This is a genomic window from Myxococcales bacterium (assembly GCA_022184915.1).
Classification (GTDB): Bacteria; Myxococcota_A; Polyangia; order Fen-1088; family Fen-1088; genus JAGTJU01.
Genome location: JAGTJU010000005.1, coordinates 241,766 through 258,238, shown reverse-complemented (window position 1 = coordinate 258,238; position 16,473 = coordinate 241,766). Strand labels below are relative to the sequence as shown.

Annotated in this window: 13 protein-coding genes; 7 read left to right on the top strand and 6 right to left on the bottom strand. The window is 64.2% G+C overall.

What is annotated here, in order from left to right:
- Positions 1 to 20: 20 nt before the first annotated feature.
- The 4 genes from hypD to hypB are packed head-to-tail and all read left to right on the top strand — an operon-like array spanning position 21 to position 3,614.
- The gene (hypD, locus tag KA712_19580) at positions 21 to 1,172 is read left to right on the top strand and encodes a hydrogenase formation protein HypD (protein MCG5055171.1); all 1,152 of its coding nucleotides are present in this window, start codon (positions 21 to 23) and stop codon (positions 1,170 to 1,172) included.
- A complete protein-coding gene (hypE, locus tag KA712_19575; GenBank protein MCG5055170.1) occupies positions 1,169 to 2,278 on the top strand; it encodes a hydrogenase expression/formation protein HypE in 1,110 nt (369 codons plus the stop codon). The genes hypD and hypE overlap by 4 nt, the downstream gene beginning before the upstream one ends.
- A gap of 28 nt (positions 2,279 to 2,306) precedes the next feature.
- A complete protein-coding gene (locus KA712_19570) occupies positions 2,307 to 2,636 on the top strand; it encodes a hydrogenase maturation nickel metallochaperone HypA (GenBank protein ID MCG5055169.1) in 330 nt (109 codons plus the stop codon).
- A 12-nt stretch (positions 2,637 to 2,648) separates the two neighbouring features.
- Positions 2,649 to 3,614, top strand: coding sequence for a hydrogenase nickel incorporation protein HypB (gene hypB, locus KA712_19565; GenBank protein MCG5055168.1), 966 nt, complete (start codon positions 2,649 to 2,651; stop codon positions 3,612 to 3,614).
- 6 nt (positions 3,615 to 3,620) lie between these two features.
- Here the strand turns inward: hypB and ilvD are convergent, their stop codons facing one another.
- On the bottom strand, positions 3,621 to 5,300 hold the full coding sequence (gene ilvD / locus KA712_19560; protein MCG5055167.1) for a dihydroxy-acid dehydratase: 1,680 nt from the start codon (positions 5,298 to 5,300) through the stop codon (positions 3,621 to 3,623).
- Positions 5,301 to 5,374: 74 nt separating this feature from the next.
- Between ilvD and KA712_19555 the strand changes: the two genes are divergently transcribed.
- Positions 5,375 to 6,277, top strand: a complete 903-nt coding sequence (locus KA712_19555) for a hypothetical protein (GenBank protein ID MCG5055166.1) — start codon at positions 5,375 to 5,377, stop codon at positions 6,275 to 6,277.
- 27 nt (positions 6,278 to 6,304) lie between these two features.
- Here the strand turns inward: KA712_19555 and KA712_19550 are convergent, their stop codons facing one another.
- Complete coding sequence (locus KA712_19550; protein MCG5055165.1) at positions 6,305 to 7,666, bottom strand: hypothetical protein; 1,362 nt, start codon at positions 7,664 to 7,666, stop codon at positions 6,305 to 6,307.
- A 174-nt stretch (positions 7,667 to 7,840) separates the two neighbouring features.
- Between KA712_19550 and KA712_19545 the strand changes: the two genes are divergently transcribed.
- The gene (locus tag KA712_19545) at positions 7,841 to 9,241 is read left to right on the top strand and encodes a hypothetical protein (GenBank protein MCG5055164.1); all 1,401 of its coding nucleotides are present in this window, start codon (positions 7,841 to 7,843) and stop codon (positions 9,239 to 9,241) included.
- A gap of 68 nt (positions 9,242 to 9,309) precedes the next feature.
- Here KA712_19545 and KA712_19540 read toward each other — a convergent pair whose 3' ends face one another.
- The 4 genes from KA712_19540 to KA712_19525 all read right to left on the bottom strand — a co-directional run bounded on the left by KA712_19540 (position 9,310) and on the right by KA712_19525 (position 13,876).
- Positions 9,310 to 9,816: a DUF4920 domain-containing protein gene (locus tag KA712_19540; protein ID MCG5055163.1), complete on the bottom strand. Its 507-nt coding sequence runs from the start codon at positions 9,814 to 9,816 to the stop codon at positions 9,310 to 9,312.
- A 133-nt stretch (positions 9,817 to 9,949) separates the two neighbouring features.
- Entirely contained in the window at positions 9,950 to 12,115 is a 2,166-nt protein-coding gene (locus tag KA712_19535) for a TonB-dependent receptor (GenBank protein ID MCG5055162.1), read from the bottom strand.
- Positions 12,116 to 12,248: 133 nt separating this feature from the next.
- A complete protein-coding gene (locus KA712_19530; GenBank protein MCG5055161.1) occupies positions 12,249 to 13,268 on the bottom strand; it encodes a hypothetical protein in 1,020 nt (339 codons plus the stop codon).
- Positions 13,259 to 13,876 carry a hypothetical protein gene (locus KA712_19525; protein ID MCG5055160.1) on the bottom strand — a complete coding sequence of 206 codons (618 nt, stop codon included), beginning with the start codon at positions 13,874 to 13,876 and terminating at the stop codon, positions 13,259 to 13,261. Before KA712_19525 ends, KA712_19530 begins: the two co-directional genes overlap by 10 nt.
- A gap of 274 nt (positions 13,877 to 14,150) precedes the next feature.
- On the opposite strand from KA712_19525, the gene KA712_19520 reads away from it, so the two are divergent.
- Complete coding sequence (locus KA712_19520; GenBank protein MCG5055159.1) at positions 14,151 to 16,463, top strand: HAMP domain-containing protein; 2,313 nt, start codon at positions 14,151 to 14,153, stop codon at positions 16,461 to 16,463.
- Positions 16,464 to 16,473 lie beyond the last annotated feature (10 nt).

Below are 16,473 nucleotides of genomic sequence, written 5' to 3'. Positions count from 1 at the left end.
CCCCACTCGGAAAGTGCGTCATGAAATACGTCAGTGAGTTCCGTGATCCGCCGGCGGCGCGGCGGCTGGTCGCCACCATCGAGAGCCTGATGAGCCGGAGGCCCAAGACGCTGCAAGGGGCGCCGCTCAAGATCATGGAGGTCTGCGGCGGCCACACGCACGCGATCTTCAAGTTCGGTCTCGAGACCCTGCTGCCCGAAACGATCGAGCTCGTGCATGGGCCGGGCTGCCCGGTGTGTGTGCTGCCCGTGGGCCGCGTGGACGACGCCATCAGCATCGCAACGAGCGAGGGCGTGATCTTCTGTACCTACGGCGATGCGCTGCGGGTGCCGGGCTCGCGCACGTCGCTCGCCGGGGCGAAGGCCGAAGGAGCCGACGTGCGCACCGTGTATTCCCCCACGGACGCGCTGGCGCTGGCACGCGCCAACCCTTCAAGGCGGGTGGTCTTTTTTGGCCTGGGGTTCGAGACCACCGCGCCCAGCACGGCGCTGACACTGCTGCAGGCCGAGCGGGAGGGTGTGTCCAACTTCTTCGTCTTCTCGAATCACGTGACGATCATTCCCGCGCTGCGGGCCCTTTTGGACGCCGAAGATCTGCAGGTTGATGGCTTCATTGGCCCCGGCCACGTCTCGATGGTGATTGGGGTCGAGCCCTACCACTTCATCGCCGAGCACTACCGGCGCCCCTTCGTCGTCAGCGGCTTCGAGCCGCTCGACGTGCTGCAATCCATCGCCATGGTGGTGGCTCAGCACGTCGAGGGCCGCGCCGTCGTGGAGAATCAGTATAGCCGCCTGGTCAGCACGCAGGGAAACAGCGCCGCCCAAACGGCCATCCACGAGGTCTTCAAGCCGCGGGCGCACTTCGAGTGGCGCGGCCTGGGCTCCATCGCGGAATCTGGCCTCGAGCTGCAACCCCGCTTCGCCCGCTTCGACGCAGAGCAGGCCTTCCGGGTGCCCGCGCTCTCGGTGGCCGATCCGAAGGCGTGTCAGTGTGGGGAGGTCCTGAAGGGCCAACTGCGGCCCTACGAGTGCAAGGTCTTCGGGACGGCCTGCACCCCCGAGACCCCCATCGGCTCGTGCATGGTGTCTTCGGAGGGTGCGTGCGCCGCGTACTACTCGTACGGCCGCCTGACGTCTCTGCGTCGGGCGAGTGGCCTCAAGGTGCACCCATGACGGCGCCGGCGAGGCCCGTGCTGGCCGAGCACAACGCGGCCCAGGTGGCGCTGGCGCGCATCGAGGCCAAGCGCCACAAAAAGCGCAGGGTGCAGGATGACGTGGTCCAGGCGGCGCACGGCGGCGGGGGCAGGGCCATGCGAGACCTCATCGAGGATCTCATCCTGCCGGCTTTCGATCATGCCGTGGCCGAAGACGATCAAGCGCGCTTTGCGCTGTCCGACATGGCGGCCTTGGGAGGACAACTGGCGTTCACCACCGACACGTACGTGGTGACGCCGTTGACCTTTCCCGGCGGCGACATCGGCTCGATGGCCGTTCACGGAACGATCAACGATCTGGCCGTGGGGGGCGCCAAGCCGCTTTATCTTTCGTGTGGCCTCATCCTGGAGGAGGGGCTGCCCATCGACCTGCTTCGCACCATCCTGACGAGCATGGGCCGCGCCGCCCGAGAGGCCGGCGTGCGCATCGTGACCGGTGACACCAAGGTGGTGGCGCGGGGCAAAGCGGACAAACTCTTCATCAATACGGCCGGGGTCGGCGTCATCCCCACGGGGCTCCACATGAGCGCCCGGAGCCTGGAACCGGGCGACGTGCTCCTCACGAACGGAACCCTGGGCGACCATGGGGCCGCCATCCTGATCGCGCGGGGGGAGCTCGAGCTCGCCTCGCCGGTGATGAGCGATTCGGCTCCTTTGCATGAGCTCGTGCAGGCGCTCGTGCAAGCCGTTCCCGTGCGGGCCATGCGCGATCTCACGCGCGGGGGCCTGGCGGCCACGGTGAACGAATGGGCCCACAGCGCCAACCTGGGGCTGTGCATCGACGAGCCGAGCGTGCCGGTCCGCAGCGAAGTGCAGGGCGTTTGTGAACTCCTGGGGCTCGATCCGCTGCACCTCGCAAACGAAGGTAAGCTCCTGGCCGCGGTGCCCAAGGCGCACGCTCAGGCGGCCTTGCACGCAATGAGACGACACCCCCTGGGCGAAAACGCCGCCGTCGTGGGTGAGGTCACGTCGGCCCATCCCGGTGTCGTCACCATTCAGACGGGGTTTGGGACCGACCGGGTCCTGGACATGTTGGTGGGCGAGCCGCTGCCGCGCATCTGCTGAGCGGGGCCGCCTTCACGGTGCTCTGACCATGCACGAACTGTCGATCACCCGCAGCCTCGTCGAGCTCGTGGCCGAACGGGCGGGCACGCGGCGGGTCTGTCGGGTGCAAGTGGCGTTTGGTGCCTTGACAGGCGTTGACCCCCGCGCGATCGTCTTTTGCTACGAACTATGCGCACAAGGTACGGTGCTCGAGGGGTCACGGTTGGAGATTCGTACGCTGCCGGCACGCGGGACCTGCGAATGCGGGCAGACCGTGTCCTTGTCGGCGCTGCGTGCCCGCTGTGATTGTCCGCGGGCCGGACGTGTGACGGTGGTCGGTGGCGACGAGCTCGTCGTCACGGAGATGGAGCTCGAATGAGGAGGATTTGGCATGTGCGGACACTGCGGCTGCTCTGAAGGCAACGAGACCACCATTGGTGCGGCGGACGGGGAACACACCCACGTCTTGCCCGATGGCACGACGGTGCGCCATCGCCACGACGCCCACCCATTGGGCGCAAGTCACAGCCACGCGCACGCGCATGAGCACAGCCACGCGCATGAGCACAGCCACGCGCATGAGCACAGCCACGCGCATGAGCACAGCCACGCGCATGAGCACAGCCACGCGCATGAGCACAGCCACGATCACGCCCCCCCTCACCACGACGCCCCCCCACCGGCTGTACACAAGCCTGGCAGCAACGTGGAGATGCTCGCTGCGCAGATCTTCGCAAAGAACGATCGCCTCGCGGAGAGGAACCGCGCTTGGCTCGAGGGGCGGCGGGCGGTGGCCTTCAATCTGATGAGCGCACCTGGTGCTGGCAAAACGAGCCTGCTCGAGCAGACGCTGCGGGCGATGAAGCGGCCCGTGGTGGTGCTCGAGGGGGATCAGGAGACGCCCCTCGACGCCGAGCGGATCCGCGCGACAGGCACACCGGCGGTGCAAATCAACACGGGTACGGGCTGCCACCTCGAGGCCGACATGGTCTTCGAGGGCTTGCGTCAGCTGGATCCGGAACCGGGCAGCGTCGTGTTCATCGAGAACGTGGGCAATCTCGTGTGCCCGGCGCTTTTCGATCTCGGGGAGACGGGGCGCGTGGTGCTCTTCTCCGTCACGGAGGGAGAGGACAAGCCCCTCAAGTACCCTCACATGTTTCGGGCAGCCGATCTCGTGGTTCTGACGAAGATGGACCTTGCCTCCGCCGTGGGGTTCGACAAAGACAAGGCCCTCGCCAACGTGCGCGCGGTCAACGATCGGGCTGCGATCATCGAGACGTCGAGCCGCCACGCGGAAGGCATCGTGCCCTGGCTCGCCTGGCTCGAGCAGCAGGGCCCGGCCAGGGACCAGGCGTGAAGCGCGCTATTCGTCGGTGACGCAGCCTTCGGAGGCGCTCTTCACGAGCTTGACGTACTTGAGCAGGGCCCCTCGCGAAACACGCAGAGGGGGCGCCGTCCACCCCTGCTGGCGTCGGGCCCACTCTTCGGGGGACACCTCGACGTCAATCGTGTTCGCCACGGCGTCGATGGCGATGGGATCGCCGTCCGCAAGGAACGCGAGCGGGCCCCCCTCCTGGGCCTCCGGGGTGATGTGACCGATGACGAAGCCATGTGAACCGCCGCTGAAGCGGCCGTCGGTGATCATGGCGCAGCTTTTGCCAAGGCCTGCGCCCATGACGGCGCTGGTGATGCGCAACATCTCGGGCATGCCCGGGCCCCCTTTGGGGCCTTCGTAACGGATCACGATGACGTCTCCGGGTTTCACGGCACCTCCGGCCACCCCGGCGAGGGTTTCGTCCTCGGAGTTGAACACACGGGCGGGCCCTCGAAAGTGCAGCCCTTCCTTGCCGGTAATTTTGGCCACGGCCCCGTCGGGCGCCAGATTGCCGCGCAGGATGCGGATGTGGCCGTCGGCTTTCACGGGGCTCGAGAGGGGGAAAATGATTTTTTGCCCTTCGCTGAGCTCGGGCACGCCTTCGAGGTTCTCGGCCAAAGTTTTTCCCGTGACCGTCATGCCGCGGCCATCGAGCAAGCCCTCGCGCAGCAGCAACTTCTGCACGCCCGGCACGCCCCCTACCTGGCAAAGATCTTCCATGGAGTGTTTGCCCGAAGGGCGCAGGTCAGCGAGCACCGGGATCTTGTCGTTCAGGCGCTTGAAGTCGTCGAGCGTCAGCTTCACGCCGGCCGCACGCGCCATGGCGATGAGGTGAATCACGGCGTTGGTCGAGCCCCCGAGCACGATCACCATCGTGATCGCGTTCTCGAAGGCCAGCGGGGTCATGAGGGAGCGTGGGGTCAGGTCTTGCTCCAGGCACGTCCTCAGGGCTGCGCCCACGCGGAGGCACTCCTGGCGCTTTTCGGGGCTCACGGCCGGCAAGGACGAGCTGAAGGGCAGGGTCATGCCCATCGTTTCGATGGCTGAAGCCATCGTGTTCGCCGTGTACATGCCGCCGCACGCCCCCGGACCGGGGCAGGCATGTCGAATCACCTCGTCCATCTCCGTCTCGTCGATCTGCTTGGCCAGATACTGCCCGTACGCCTCGAACGCCGAGATGATGTCGAGCTTGCGCCCACGCAAAAGCCCCGCCTGTATCGTGCCCCCGTAGACCATGATGCTCGGCCGATCCAAGCGGGCCATCGCGATGAGCGCCCCCGGCATGTTCTTGTCGCAGCCCACCACCGAGATGTTGGCGTCGTAAAAGTGTCCGGCGCACATGGCTTCGATCGAGTCGGCGATGATCTCGCGCGAGGGCAGGGAGTGCCGCATACCGGAAGTGCCGTTCGTGATGCCATCGCTGATGCCGATGGTGTTGAACGCCCACCCCACGAGGCCGGCCGCCTCCACGCCCTTTTTTACGTCGGCTGCCAAGGCGTTGAGGTGCATGTTGCAGGGGTTCGATTCGAAGCCCGTGCTGGCAATGCCCACCTGGGCCTTGCCCATGTCTTCCGGCTTCAAGCCCGCCGCGTAGAGCTGCGCCTTCGCCGCGGGAAGAGACTGGGTTTCCGTGAGGTGTCGCGACCACTTGTTGAGTTTTTGGGGCATGGGTGAGGCGATTATCCCGCCAGCGTCCCGAATGTCCATCACGGAAGCGGTGGCGGCCGGCCCAGGAAAAGGCGATGCCCGGCATTGCCATTCTCGATTTGATCGGAAGCGCACGCACGGCCATAGAAACAGTTGAGGCGTTTTGCGTGGACACCGTCGTCAGGAAACCTTTGGCGGGGCGCACCGCCACCCTCGTCAGCATGCACGGCAAAGCGGCGGCGATCCGTCCCGCTCTCGCGCGTGTGGGGATCGACGTGGTCGGGGCCGCTGGCATCGACACGGACCGCTTCGGGACCTTCACTCGCGAGGTCAAGCGGGAGGGCGACGCCCTGTCCGCCCTCGCGCGCAAATGGGAGGCTGCCGGCCTTGAAGCCGATCTGGTCGTGGCCAGCGAGGGCAGCTTTGGACCCCACCCCCAGCTTGGGCTCTGTGCCGTGGGGCTCGAGTGGGTGGGCCTGCACAGCCGGCGGGAGCGCTGGAAGGTGCTGGGCAAAGACGTGTCACTCGACACGAATTACGGCACGCGATGGGTGGCGTCTGTGTCCGAGGCCCGGGACTTCGCTGCCGAGGTGGGGTTTCCCTCGCACGCGCTCGTGGTTCACGGACCTGTTCTCCACAAGGGAATCGTCGACGATGAGCACCTGGCCGCGCTCGTGACGCAGGCCTTGGCGCGGGGGCCCTCCATACAGTTGGAAACGGACATGCGTGCGCACGTCAACCCCACGCGCATGCGCGCCATCGCGCGCGCGGCCGAGGACCTGGCGTTGCGCCTCGCCACCTTGTGCCCTGGGTGTCACGAACCCGGATTCGGTGAAGTCGAGACGATCACGGGTCGCCCCTGCGCCGCCTGCGGCACACCCACGTGGGAGACGCAGGGGGCCCTGTGGCGTTGTGACCGATGCGGGTTCATGGACGAGCTTCGCGATACGAAGATCTCCTTCGCCGACCCCGCCCACTGCGAGCTTTGCAACCCGTGAAGGGGCGGCGCGATGACGGCCGCGCTTTCAGGGCTTCGGCTCGTCGAGCTGCACCTTGGCGACGAAAGCGGCGTTGGCGGCGACCCCTGTGAGACCCGCAATGAGGACGGCGCCGTCGCCCGCAGGCGCAATGCGCAGCGCGGCCACGCCTTCTTGCACGGGCAATGCGCCCTCCGTCTCGAAAGGACCCACGGGCAGCCCCGTGGCGAGGTCCAACGCCGTCATCCAGGTCGTCACGGGCGATGCATCGTTGGTCCCCACGAGCACGATGTCCCTGTCACGAACGATGAAGTCGGTCCAGCGCACGTCCGCATGGGGCAAAGGGGCAAGCCCGCCGTTACCAAAGGTTGAATTGATCTTTCCGCGTTCGAAGAAGGCAAAAATGGCCCAGGACGGCGAGGCGGTCTTGGTCGTGGGGGGGACCGAGGCCAAAGCGTAACGGGTGCGATCGGGAGCTACTTTCAGGCGCACCGGCAGGCTCCCCAGGAGCTCGCTGCCCTCCCTTTGGTCGACGGTGGCGATCTTTCCGTCATTCGACATCGCCAGGGTGAAAAACAAGGGCGGAACAACGGAGCTCTCGCCCAATCCAACCCCGATGGCCTCGATGTCTCCCGTCCCCGGCTGGTCGATCCACAGGACGTAGTCTGAAAGAGTGAGATCCGTCGTTGCCCCCGCCGTGTCGCCACGGGCCTCTTGCAAGACGAACAGCGTGGCGTCCAGGTTGCCAGGGTTTTTGGTTGATCCCTTGTACCCCGCTACCACGGGGCCGGCATTGCTCAGGCCCATCGCAGTGATGTCGTCGAGCGGAATCTCGAAAAAGGGCGAATCAGCGATCAAAGTTGTGGTGGCGCCCGTGCGATCCAGCGCGCGCACGAGGCCCATGCGCTCCGTGAGGCCCGCCGATACAAGAATTCTGCGTGCGGGATGCCAAAGCAAGGCCCGCCCCCTGCAGGTGGGCTCTCGATATCGTCCCTCCTGGGCTCCTTGGGCGTTGGTGATCCAAACGGCGCAGGCGCTTTCGAGCATCAGCGCGCTGCCCCCGTCGGGAAGTGAGATGAAGTCCACGAAGGTCTGCTTGTCCCGGGCAGCAGGCGTTTCGTACATTCCGCCCTTGCCGAAGGAGGTCACGAGGCGGGGTAAACGGGGCTCATTGACCTCCGGGCCATCGGCGGGGGGGGCATCTGCAGGCGCAGAGGTGGCGTCAGGCTTTTCGAGAACCTCCTCATCATCGGAGGGCGAAGCGTCCACCGCGGGTGTGACGGCGTCCACGTACCGCGTACAAGCGAACGAAGGCGCCAGCGCCAGCACGAGCCACCCTCCGAGGGATGCTGCGGCCGGGCAAGCCCTCGCACGGGAGCGGAGCCGGGGCAGATAGGAAGCGATAACCATCAGAAACAAACAGTTTGCCGAACTTGGGTAGCCCTCGGCCACATGAATCGACCTACGGCCAGGGGCGCCCGGCGGGCCTGCGGGAACGGCTCGTGCGCGTACGGCGCGCCGCAGAATGTCGACCCTGACACAAAATTCTCGAGCCGTAGGGGGCGCTGGCGCGTCTCCCCCTTCATGAAGCGGACCCTCCTCGTCGGAATCAGGTACATGTCTGCCGCCTCGTCGCTTGGGGCCTTGATTCTTGGAGCGGGCTGCGGGCCGGTCGGCGGGGGTCTGGGGGCGGAGAGACCCGACGCACAGCCTCCCCCCCCGGTGGTGCTTCCCGACGACCTGGGGGCGGCGCCGGAGCTCACGAACCAGACCGCCTGCGTTCAGAGCACCGCCAAGGCCACCGCGGTCAAGCGACCCGTGGACATCGTACTGGTGTTGCCCGATACGAATCTGGCCTTCAACAACCTGGGAATCGCCCGCAGCATCAACCGTGACTTGTACCCGATCGTGGAGGCTGCGAAAATCGACTATCGCCTCACCGTGCTCTCCCGGTACCACAAACCCCTGCACGGCGACACATCAGGCATCTGTGTTGCGCAACCCCTTGGTACGGCACAGGACGCCGATGGTGACGGACTCTGCGACTTCGACCGCCCCGAAACACCGCGGCTCGCAGAGCGCTTTTTGCAAATCGAACATCCTCCCTACGACCAAGAATCGTGGTGCCACCTCATCAAGTACCTCGACCCCTCACTCCAGCAGCCGTGGGGCGCGCTGTACGGAGACGGTTCGGGTACCTTTCAGCTGTTCGAGCCGCCCCAGAAACTGACCGACAGCCTACAGAAAGATTCGTTCAAGCTCATCATCTACTTCGGTGACCAACAGTTGGACTGTCGCATTGCCAACTACGTTTTCACGAAAAGAGAAAATGTCGAAGATTTGCCACAGCGAACGAGCGCAACGGACGCAAAACGCTACGCCGAAGTCTTCGACGAGGCGCTGCGCGTGCTGGCTCCGGAGTACTTCAAGCTCTCGAATGGGTTCCGCAACTACTCGTACTGGAGCATGGTGGGCGTTCCGCCGTGGATGGCCTCGAGCAGCGCCCCGGGTGGTTTGCCTTACCCGCCGGACGAAACGCAAGCCCCTCTCGTCGAGGGGAGCTGTTCATACACTTCGCCCCAGGGCCAGGTGCTGACGACCCCTTCTTCGGGGTTGGCCCATCAGGCCTTGAGCCTCATAACCGGCGGGTTGCGATACCCTGTCTGCAGCACCGACTTCAAGACCATCTTCGAGCGCATCGCCCAAAGCGCTGTGGATGGCGCCGAGCTGCCCTGTACGTTCACGCTGCCCACGCCTCCGGCAGGAAAAGAGCTCGACACCACGACAATCGAAATGACCTACTCATCTGCGGGGACACAGAAGGGCAAGATCCGTCGGACCATGAGCCCCGACGCCTGCGACGACAAGAGCTTTTTCCTCGAGGCCGGCCAACTCACGCTGTGTCCTCAGGCATGCCGCGTTTTGCGGGAGGACAAAGATGCAGAGTTGACCACTCTGTTCGGCTGCGCCCTTACAGTGCTTTGAGCCGCAGCGACCCCTTGGGGCCGCTTCGTCGCCTCAGTACCCGCGTGCGCTGGGGGTAAGCGGGCCCCTCACGGCCGCCGCAGTTCGACCCCCGTGGCGATGAGCTGGACTTCGCGCGCCTTGCCATCCGGCCCGCGGGGAATCTGTGCGCCCTCAGACGCCCAGTGTGCCGCCTCCCCTTCGCTGAGCTCCGCCACTTTCACCTCACCTTCCACCTTTGCCATCGCCCCGGCGGAATTGGTGGGCACGAAGAAGCCGTAATCCTTGAAGCGCACCCGCACGCCCGGCCCCTTCGGCGCGGCGGCAAGCTCCATCCAACAGCCCTTGTTCGTACAGGCCTGCCGCACAGCTCCCTCGAGACCAACCGTCTTTCCTGCGTGGGGCAGCGGATCCGCCAGCAAGGCTGCAAGCGATACGGCCGGTGCTCCAGTGAGGGACGCGCCGTGCAGACTGACGTTCGCGGCCGCCGCGCCTGTCGTCGAGGAGGGAGAGGGGGCGTCCGGGGCAGAAATTCGCCTGCACCCGAGTGCAACCACTGCCCAAAACAGCACGCTCGTTTTCGATATCCGGTTCATGAATTGGCCTTCTCGAGACGAGGCTGACTCCTGCACACGGCCGTGTCCAGGCCCTTGCGGCCGACGCTCAGGCCTCAAAAGGAAAAGGCGGCCCCAGCGGGGGCCGCCTCCTTGGGCGCAAACGTGCGGCGCTCTAGAAGTTGTAGGCGACAGACGCCTCGAAGTACTGCTGAAGCCGGGGCAGCGGCTGCCCGGGGCCGGCATCGGCCACGCGGTACTTGCTTCCAAAGATGTTCGTGCCGTAAAGCTGGAACGTGAAGCTCCGCCACAGGTAGCGAATCGTGGCGTCGAAGGTGACGTACGGATCGAGCTCGGTGGCCCCATCGATCGATTGGTTGATGTACGTCGTGCCCGCACCGCGTCCGAACAGCGTCAGGGTCAGCCCTTCGATGGGTGACGAGCTGGCGCCGAAGCGGAAGTTATGCCGGGGGATGGATCGGATGCGACCGTTGTTTCCCATGATGAGATTCCCCTCACTGGTGCTGTCGGTCGAGCGGATCTGGCTGTAGCTCGCGCGCAACGTCGCGAAGCGGTTGATGCGTGCCTCGGTCGCAAGATCACCACCGTAGTAGTCGGCCTGACCGGTGTTCTGATAAACGCCGTTGACCTGGTTAATGAAGTCACTGGCCTTGTTGTAGTAAAGATCAGCGCTCACGGTGTACTTGCCTCTGCGATAGGCGCCAATGAGCTCGAAGGCGTCCATCTTCTCCGAGTGAAGATCGGGGTTGCCCACGAAGTTCGGATCGGCCGAGCTCAGATGGAACACGTTCGGGGCGAGGTAGGACTGTGCGTAGAGTGCCTTGAAGGATAGGCCTTCGATGGGTTTGTACACCACGCCCAACCGAGGCGTGAGCTTGGGTGCAGGGGGTTCCCCATCGATCGCCCAGAGCCCTTGCTCGAACAGATCGAAACGAAGGCCACCCGTAAACACCAGTTTGTCACCAAGTAACGAATAGATGCCCTGGGTAAAGAAGCCGTAAGTGTAGGTCAGGTCGCGAGCGTGGGCGCCGAAACGCCTGAGCGTGTACGTCTGGCTTGCCTGGTCGATGGCGATGCCGTCCTGGCGCAGCCAGCGGGCCACGCGGCCGTCCATGCCGGACGTGAGGTTCAAGTTGGGGAGGATGTCCCAGGTGTGATAGGCGCGAATGCCACCCACCGTGTGCTCGTCGAGAACGCCGGAGCGGTCTCCGAGTGGGGGAATGTCTTCAGCTCCGAACCGGAGAAACGACATCTCCTGGTAGCGGTAGTAGTGCACCATCGGCTGGACCACCAAGCGCTGCGCCGGAGAGATGTTGAAGGTGCGCGCGTAGTCCACGAAGAAGTCGTCCATCGTGTACCGGGGCGGAAAGGGCTCGGTCTCGGGATTGTAGAAGCCGTCGCGGCCCCGCGGTGTGGCCCGCACGAAGTGAGAGCCCCGCATCGTGAGCACCTCGTTGTCGGTACGGAGCACGAAGAGGCCGGCCCAGTTGTGGGGATGGCGACGCAGAAAGACAGAGCCAGGCGTCGGCACGGCGGCGGGGTTTGCCCGCGGAAACTCCATGGGGTTGGGGGCCCTGTCGTAGTTGGCCGGGAAGTCGATGCTCTGGCCGCTGGCGTCGTACATGGTGAAGTTGAAGAGCATGTCGGCGTTGCCGAGCTTCTCTCCGATCGTAAACACGTACTCGCGCGAGTTTGGCCCGAGCCTGAGCTTCGCGGTCCTTCCGCCGATGTCGGCGCCCTTGCGGGTCACGATGTTGATGACGCCGTTCATGGCGCCCGTGCCGTGAATCGCCGATCCAGGGCCACGAATGACTTCGATGCGCTCGACCACATCGAGGCCGATGAACTGGTCCATGTTGTAGCGGGCCAGCTCCATGTCATTCATGCGGTGACCGTTGACCAGCGTCAGCGTCTTGTTCGAGGTGGTGGCGAACGTGCCGCGAATGCTGACGACCTCTTCGTTGACGTCAGAGACGTCGATGACGCCGGCGACGTCCACGAGCACGTCTTTGATGGTGCGGTAGCCCCGCTCCATGATCTCCCGGTGGGTGATGACGGCCACGGACGAAGGGGCATCCTCGGCCGCCTGCGCCTTGAGGGTCGAGGACTCGACGAGGCGCATCTCCAAGAGGTCGACGAGCGAAAGCGAGGCGTCGCTCTCTTGGGCTTGCGCGGGGGCCGGCTTCGTGACCACGGCGGAAGACAGCGCAACCGTCAAGCTCGCCACGCAGAGCCGGGACAGCTTGGCCCGCCAGGGGCCCGTGGGCGGGTGCTGCGCCCATCCTCTTCTCGATTCAGTTGTTCTCGACAGGTATTTCATGACTCTGACTTCCCTTTCCATACCGCAATCGTTGCCTGCGGCTTTCGTCTTCGGTTGGACGCAGCTCACCCACCTCGGGTGCGCCTTCCCCGATGACTCACATACAGACGCGGTGGTCGTGTGCGACGAAGCTCTACTGAACCAGGCGATTGACTTCGCCAAGCCGGCCTTCGTTGATGCCGAACATCGAGCGCGCCTCTTCCACCTTCAAAATGGTCTTCACCGACAGGGGAAGATCCACACTGCCTTCGTCCAGTTCCCAGTCCGCTTCCATCAGCTCGAAGACCTTGTTGGCGGTTTGCACCCCCAGGGCCTCGTGATCGGGAAGAACGGCGAAGGAGCCGAAGCGGATCTTGGGATCCACGAGCGCTTCGACGTTGACGATGACCGGTACCGTGCCTGCCTGAATCCCTGGCATCCAGCCCGTTGCGAGCAGGGTCTGATTACCAAGTAGGGCGTTGTCGTTGAGCACCCATACAGCGTCGACACCACGCTTGCTGAGAGCTTCGAGCCCATCTCGTATGTCGGAGGCTGAAGGGCTTGCCGGCATCTCTTGAGGCACGAGCTCGAACTTTTCGAGGGCGGCAAGCTTCGATTGTTTGCCCACGAAGCTGGCAAAGCGCGCCCGGTGCAAGACACCGACCTTCCTCACCTGCCGCGACAAGACCGAGCGCAGCCGCACGAAGGCGGACACCCCAGGGACCTCGTAAGAGATGCCCACGGCGTTTTTGAGGCCCTTGATCTCTTCCTCGAGGAAAGAGGACATGACCACCACGGCCGGCGGGTAGGTGCGACCTGGCTGGCTGGCCTGCAGCTTCTTATAGAGATCGAGGGTCTTGTTGTTCATCAATACGACGCACTTGGGTGTGGTGCGGTCAAGCCCCGCGGCGAGCGTCTCGGGGCTGGTGTCGTCGCCCACAGGTAAGGAGACGAGGTCGAATTCGTCTTCCAGCTCGGAGAGCAGACCCTTGCGCACCTCGAGCATCACGGCCGACGAGGGCATCGCCACCAGCACGACCGGAAGCCCGGGACGCCGCGGCGCGTCCTGGATCTGGACGGAGGGCTTGGTCCCTGCCGGGGTTGCGCATGCAACGGAAAACGCGATTGCCAGGGTCACGAAGCAACGTGAGACCCAACTTTTGACTAGCGCCATGATTCTACCCCCAGCGCGGCTTTGACCTTGCTGTCCATGCCGATGAAGCGATCCTTGAGTGCCGAAGCCAGGCTTCCGCCGACAGCCGGGAGCTCAGCGCGTGCGCCTTCGATTTCTGAAACCACGAGTTCCTGTTGGCTGCGGCTTTTGATCTCCGCGGCCGCCGACGCGGGGAGGATGAGGGCCTCCGCCGCACCGAACTGCAGAAGGGGCAGCATGTCTTCCAGCTTGATGACACGCTTGAGTTTGAAGTCCGAAATCCCGCCCAGAATGGCCGTCACGTGGTCGGTGGTCTCTTTACGACCGAGGGTGTCCAACACCCCGATCGTTTTTCCAGCCAGCTCCGCTTTTGAAAGCGCCTTGCCCACGCTCATGCTGACGTAGGGCTCCCAGTCCTTTTGTTTGGCGAGCCCTCTGAGGGCCGGTGTCAGCTGGAACTTGGCGTGCACCGGGGGGTAGGACAGAAGCGCACCGGGCGGCTTGGCCTGCATGGCGTCTTCCAGGTCCTTCACCCGCGAGAATACTGTGATCTCGGACCCCGGCAGGGCCTGAGAGACCAGCTCCTCGAGTGACTTCGCCTTCAGCGTGGAGTGTAAATACACGTACACGGCGCCAGCCTGGGCTCGCGCCGTCCGTGCGTGAAGCTGGGACCCAAGAGCTGCCAACGAGCCGAGCACGATGTGCCGTCTCGTCAGAAACGCGAGCCCGCATGGCGGTTGTTGCAACTGTTTCGACATCTGACCCTGCGCCGGGTCATATCGGAGCCGAGCCACCGAGACTTTAGGACGAATGTTCGGGGCCCTTCATTCGGCGGGAGCGAGCAGCCTCCAGCTCAAGGTGAGCCCCACAACTGCCGTTTGACTCGCCCAGAACCACATGACGATGCGACGAGAGCGTATTACGAGTCTTCGAGCAAAGCTGGTCAGCACGGTCTTCGTGATCTTCGCCGCCGTAGCGACCAGCACGATGGTGGTGGTGGGCTGGATGAACTTCGAGGCTTCCCGGCGCAACCTGGAAGAGACGAAGCGGCTGCTCCAGTACAGCATCCAGGTCAAGGGACGTGGCCTGGCTGGCAACCACGCCTTGGCCTTGCGCAATCTCGCGAGCGACAACGCTTTTTCTGACGTGACGGCCATGGTGAATCGCGCCGTTGCGGAGGACGACGACGTTGTCTACGGCATGTACGTCGACAAGGACGGTCGCCCTTGGGCTTATGTGGCTCCCAATGTCAAGGAGGGCGAGGAGATTGGCGACACCTGGAAGGCCCTGGGCTTTGCCACCGGCGATGCAGAAGATGCCGCTGACCAGTCCGTCAAGGAGGCGGCCAAGGACCTGTTTGGACAGCGAGTGCAAGAATACTCCGCCCGCGTCGTGGACGACGGCGAGACTCTGGGATTCATCGTATATGGCATCAGTACGCGCAAGCTCGACCTCGCGACTGAGCGCGCGCGGGTGGAGGCCCGGCGCGAGCTGGTGTCAACTCTGGCCGTTTTGGCGGGACTGGCGATCGTTAGCTTGCTCGCGGGCACTCTGTTCATTCGTCGCACAGCCGTCAAGATTACCAAGCCGCTTGGCATTCTGACCGAAGCGTCCAAGAAGATCGCTTCCGGCGACTACAGCGTGCGCTGCGAGGTGAAGAGCCGGGACGAGATCGAGGTTCTCGGCGAGGCCTTCAACGGCATGGTGAGTGATCTTTCCGAATCCCACCGGCATCTCGCAGAGCTCAACCACACTCTCGAGCAAAAAGTCGAGGCCAGGACGGCAGAGCTATCGACGCGTAATCGAGATATGCGCCTCGTTCTCGACAACGTCACCCAGGGCCTTGTGACCCTGTCAAAAGACGGCATCGTCTCATCCGAGCGTTCAGCGGTTCTAGAGTCCTGGTTCGGAAAGCCCGCGGAAGGCCAAACGTTCTGGGAGTACATAGGCGCGGCGAGCCAGGACTTCGCAGGGTGGTTCAAGTTGTCCCACGACGACCTCTTGGAAGACATCATGCCCGCCGACCTGATCGTCGATCAGATGCCGCGACGGCTGACATCCTGGGGTCGCATCTACAAGTTTGCGTACTCTCTCATCATGGAAGACGACGGGCGCCGTGCGGGCCTCTTGGTCGTCATCGATGACATCACCGCCAGCGAGGCAAGCGCGCGCAAAGAAGCCGAGCAGCGTGAGATCATGCGACTCTTCGAAGGTGTCACGGCTGACCGCGAGGGGTTCCTCAACGCCTTTGCCGAAGCCTCACGTCTTGTGGAAGCCTTGAGACGAGCGGAAGACATTCCCTTGTCGCAAGTCAAGGCGGCACTTCACACCTTGAAAGGGAATTCGGGGATCCTCGGGTTCGAGGTGGTTGCGAAGCTTTGCCACGCCCTCGAAGACGAGATCGAAGCCGAGCGCGCGCTGCCTCCGCCCGAACGGATCAACGTGATCGCGGACCGCTGGGAGCACCTTGAAGACAAGATGAGCGGACTCACCGTCAAGCGGGGCGAGATCGTGGAGGTCCCGACGGGGGAGTACCGTGCCCTTCAAGATACGCTGGAGCACGCCCCTGTGAACTCGGACGTAAGGTCGATGGTGGCTTCGTGGAGTTGCGAGCCCCTGCGCAAGGTGTTTGCCCGCTTCTCGGTGCAGGCGCAAAAACTCGCAGAGAAGCTTGGCAAGGGAGAGCTCGACGTGAGGATCGAGGACCACGGGGTCAGAGCCGACGCCGACGAATGGGGCCCCCTGTGGAGCGAGTTCGTGCACGTGGTGCGGAATGCCGTGGACCACGGGCTCGAGTCTGTCGCCGAGCGCGAAGCCGTGGGCAAGACGGATCCGCCCACCATCTGGTTCGAGTCCAAGTTGGACCAGGGAGATCTCATCATCACGTGCCGCGACAACGGACGCGGTATCGACTGGGAAGCCGTCAGAACGCGTGCCAAAAGCCGCGGCATGGCCAGTGAGAGCCAAAAGGACCTCATCGAGGCACTTCTCAGCCCCTCCTTCTCGACGAGAGACACCGTGACTGAGACCTCAGGCCGTGGGGTAGGCATGTCGGCCATTCGGGATCTCGTGAGGCCGCGGGGAGGCGACGTCTTTGTGGCTAGCCAAGCCGGGAGCGGGACGCTTTGGACCATTCGCGCGCCGGCGCTACGCGTACTCGTCGAAGAACACCTGCGATCCTCGGCGACCCTGGCTGTCCCTCAGTTGGGTTCCTAAGCGCAAGCTT

What these genes read in the sequence shown, in the direction of transcription:
- hypD (MCG5055171.1), top strand. Translation starts at nt 21, where the DNA reads ATGAAATACGTCAGTGAGTTCCGTGATCCGCCGGCGGCGCGGCGGCTG.
- hypE (MCG5055170.1), top strand. Translation starts at nt 1,169, where the DNA reads ATGACGGCGCCGGCGAGGCCCGTGCTGGCCGAGCACAACGCGGCCCAG.
- KA712_19570 (MCG5055169.1), top strand. Translation starts at nt 2,307, where the DNA reads ATGCACGAACTGTCGATCACCCGCAGCCTCGTCGAGCTCGTGGCCGAA.
- hypB (MCG5055168.1), top strand. Translation starts at nt 2,649, where the DNA reads ATGTGCGGACACTGCGGCTGCTCTGAAGGCAACGAGACCACCATTGGT.
- ilvD (MCG5055167.1), bottom strand. Translation starts at nt 5,300, where the DNA reads ATGCCCCAAAAACTCAACAAGTGGTCGCGACACCTCACGGAAACCCAG.
- KA712_19555 (MCG5055166.1), top strand. Translation starts at nt 5,375, where the DNA reads ATGCCCGGCATTGCCATTCTCGATTTGATCGGAAGCGCACGCACGGCC.
- KA712_19550 (MCG5055165.1), bottom strand. Translation starts at nt 7,666, where the DNA reads ATGGTTATCGCTTCCTATCTGCCCCGGCTCCGCTCCCGTGCGAGGGCT.
- KA712_19545 (MCG5055164.1), top strand. Translation starts at nt 7,841, where the DNA reads ATGAAGCGGACCCTCCTCGTCGGAATCAGGTACATGTCTGCCGCCTCG.
- KA712_19540 (MCG5055163.1), bottom strand. Translation starts at nt 9,816, where the DNA reads ATGAACCGGATATCGAAAACGAGCGTGCTGTTTTGGGCAGTGGTTGCA.
- KA712_19535 (MCG5055162.1), bottom strand. Translation starts at nt 12,115, where the DNA reads ATGAAATACCTGTCGAGAACAACTGAATCGAGAAGAGGATGGGCGCAG.
- KA712_19530 (MCG5055161.1), bottom strand. Translation starts at nt 13,268, where the DNA reads ATGGCGCTAGTCAAAAGTTGGGTCTCACGTTGCTTCGTGACCCTGGCA.
- KA712_19520 (MCG5055159.1), top strand. Translation starts at nt 14,151, where the DNA reads ATGCGACGAGAGCGTATTACGAGTCTTCGAGCAAAGCTGGTCAGCACG.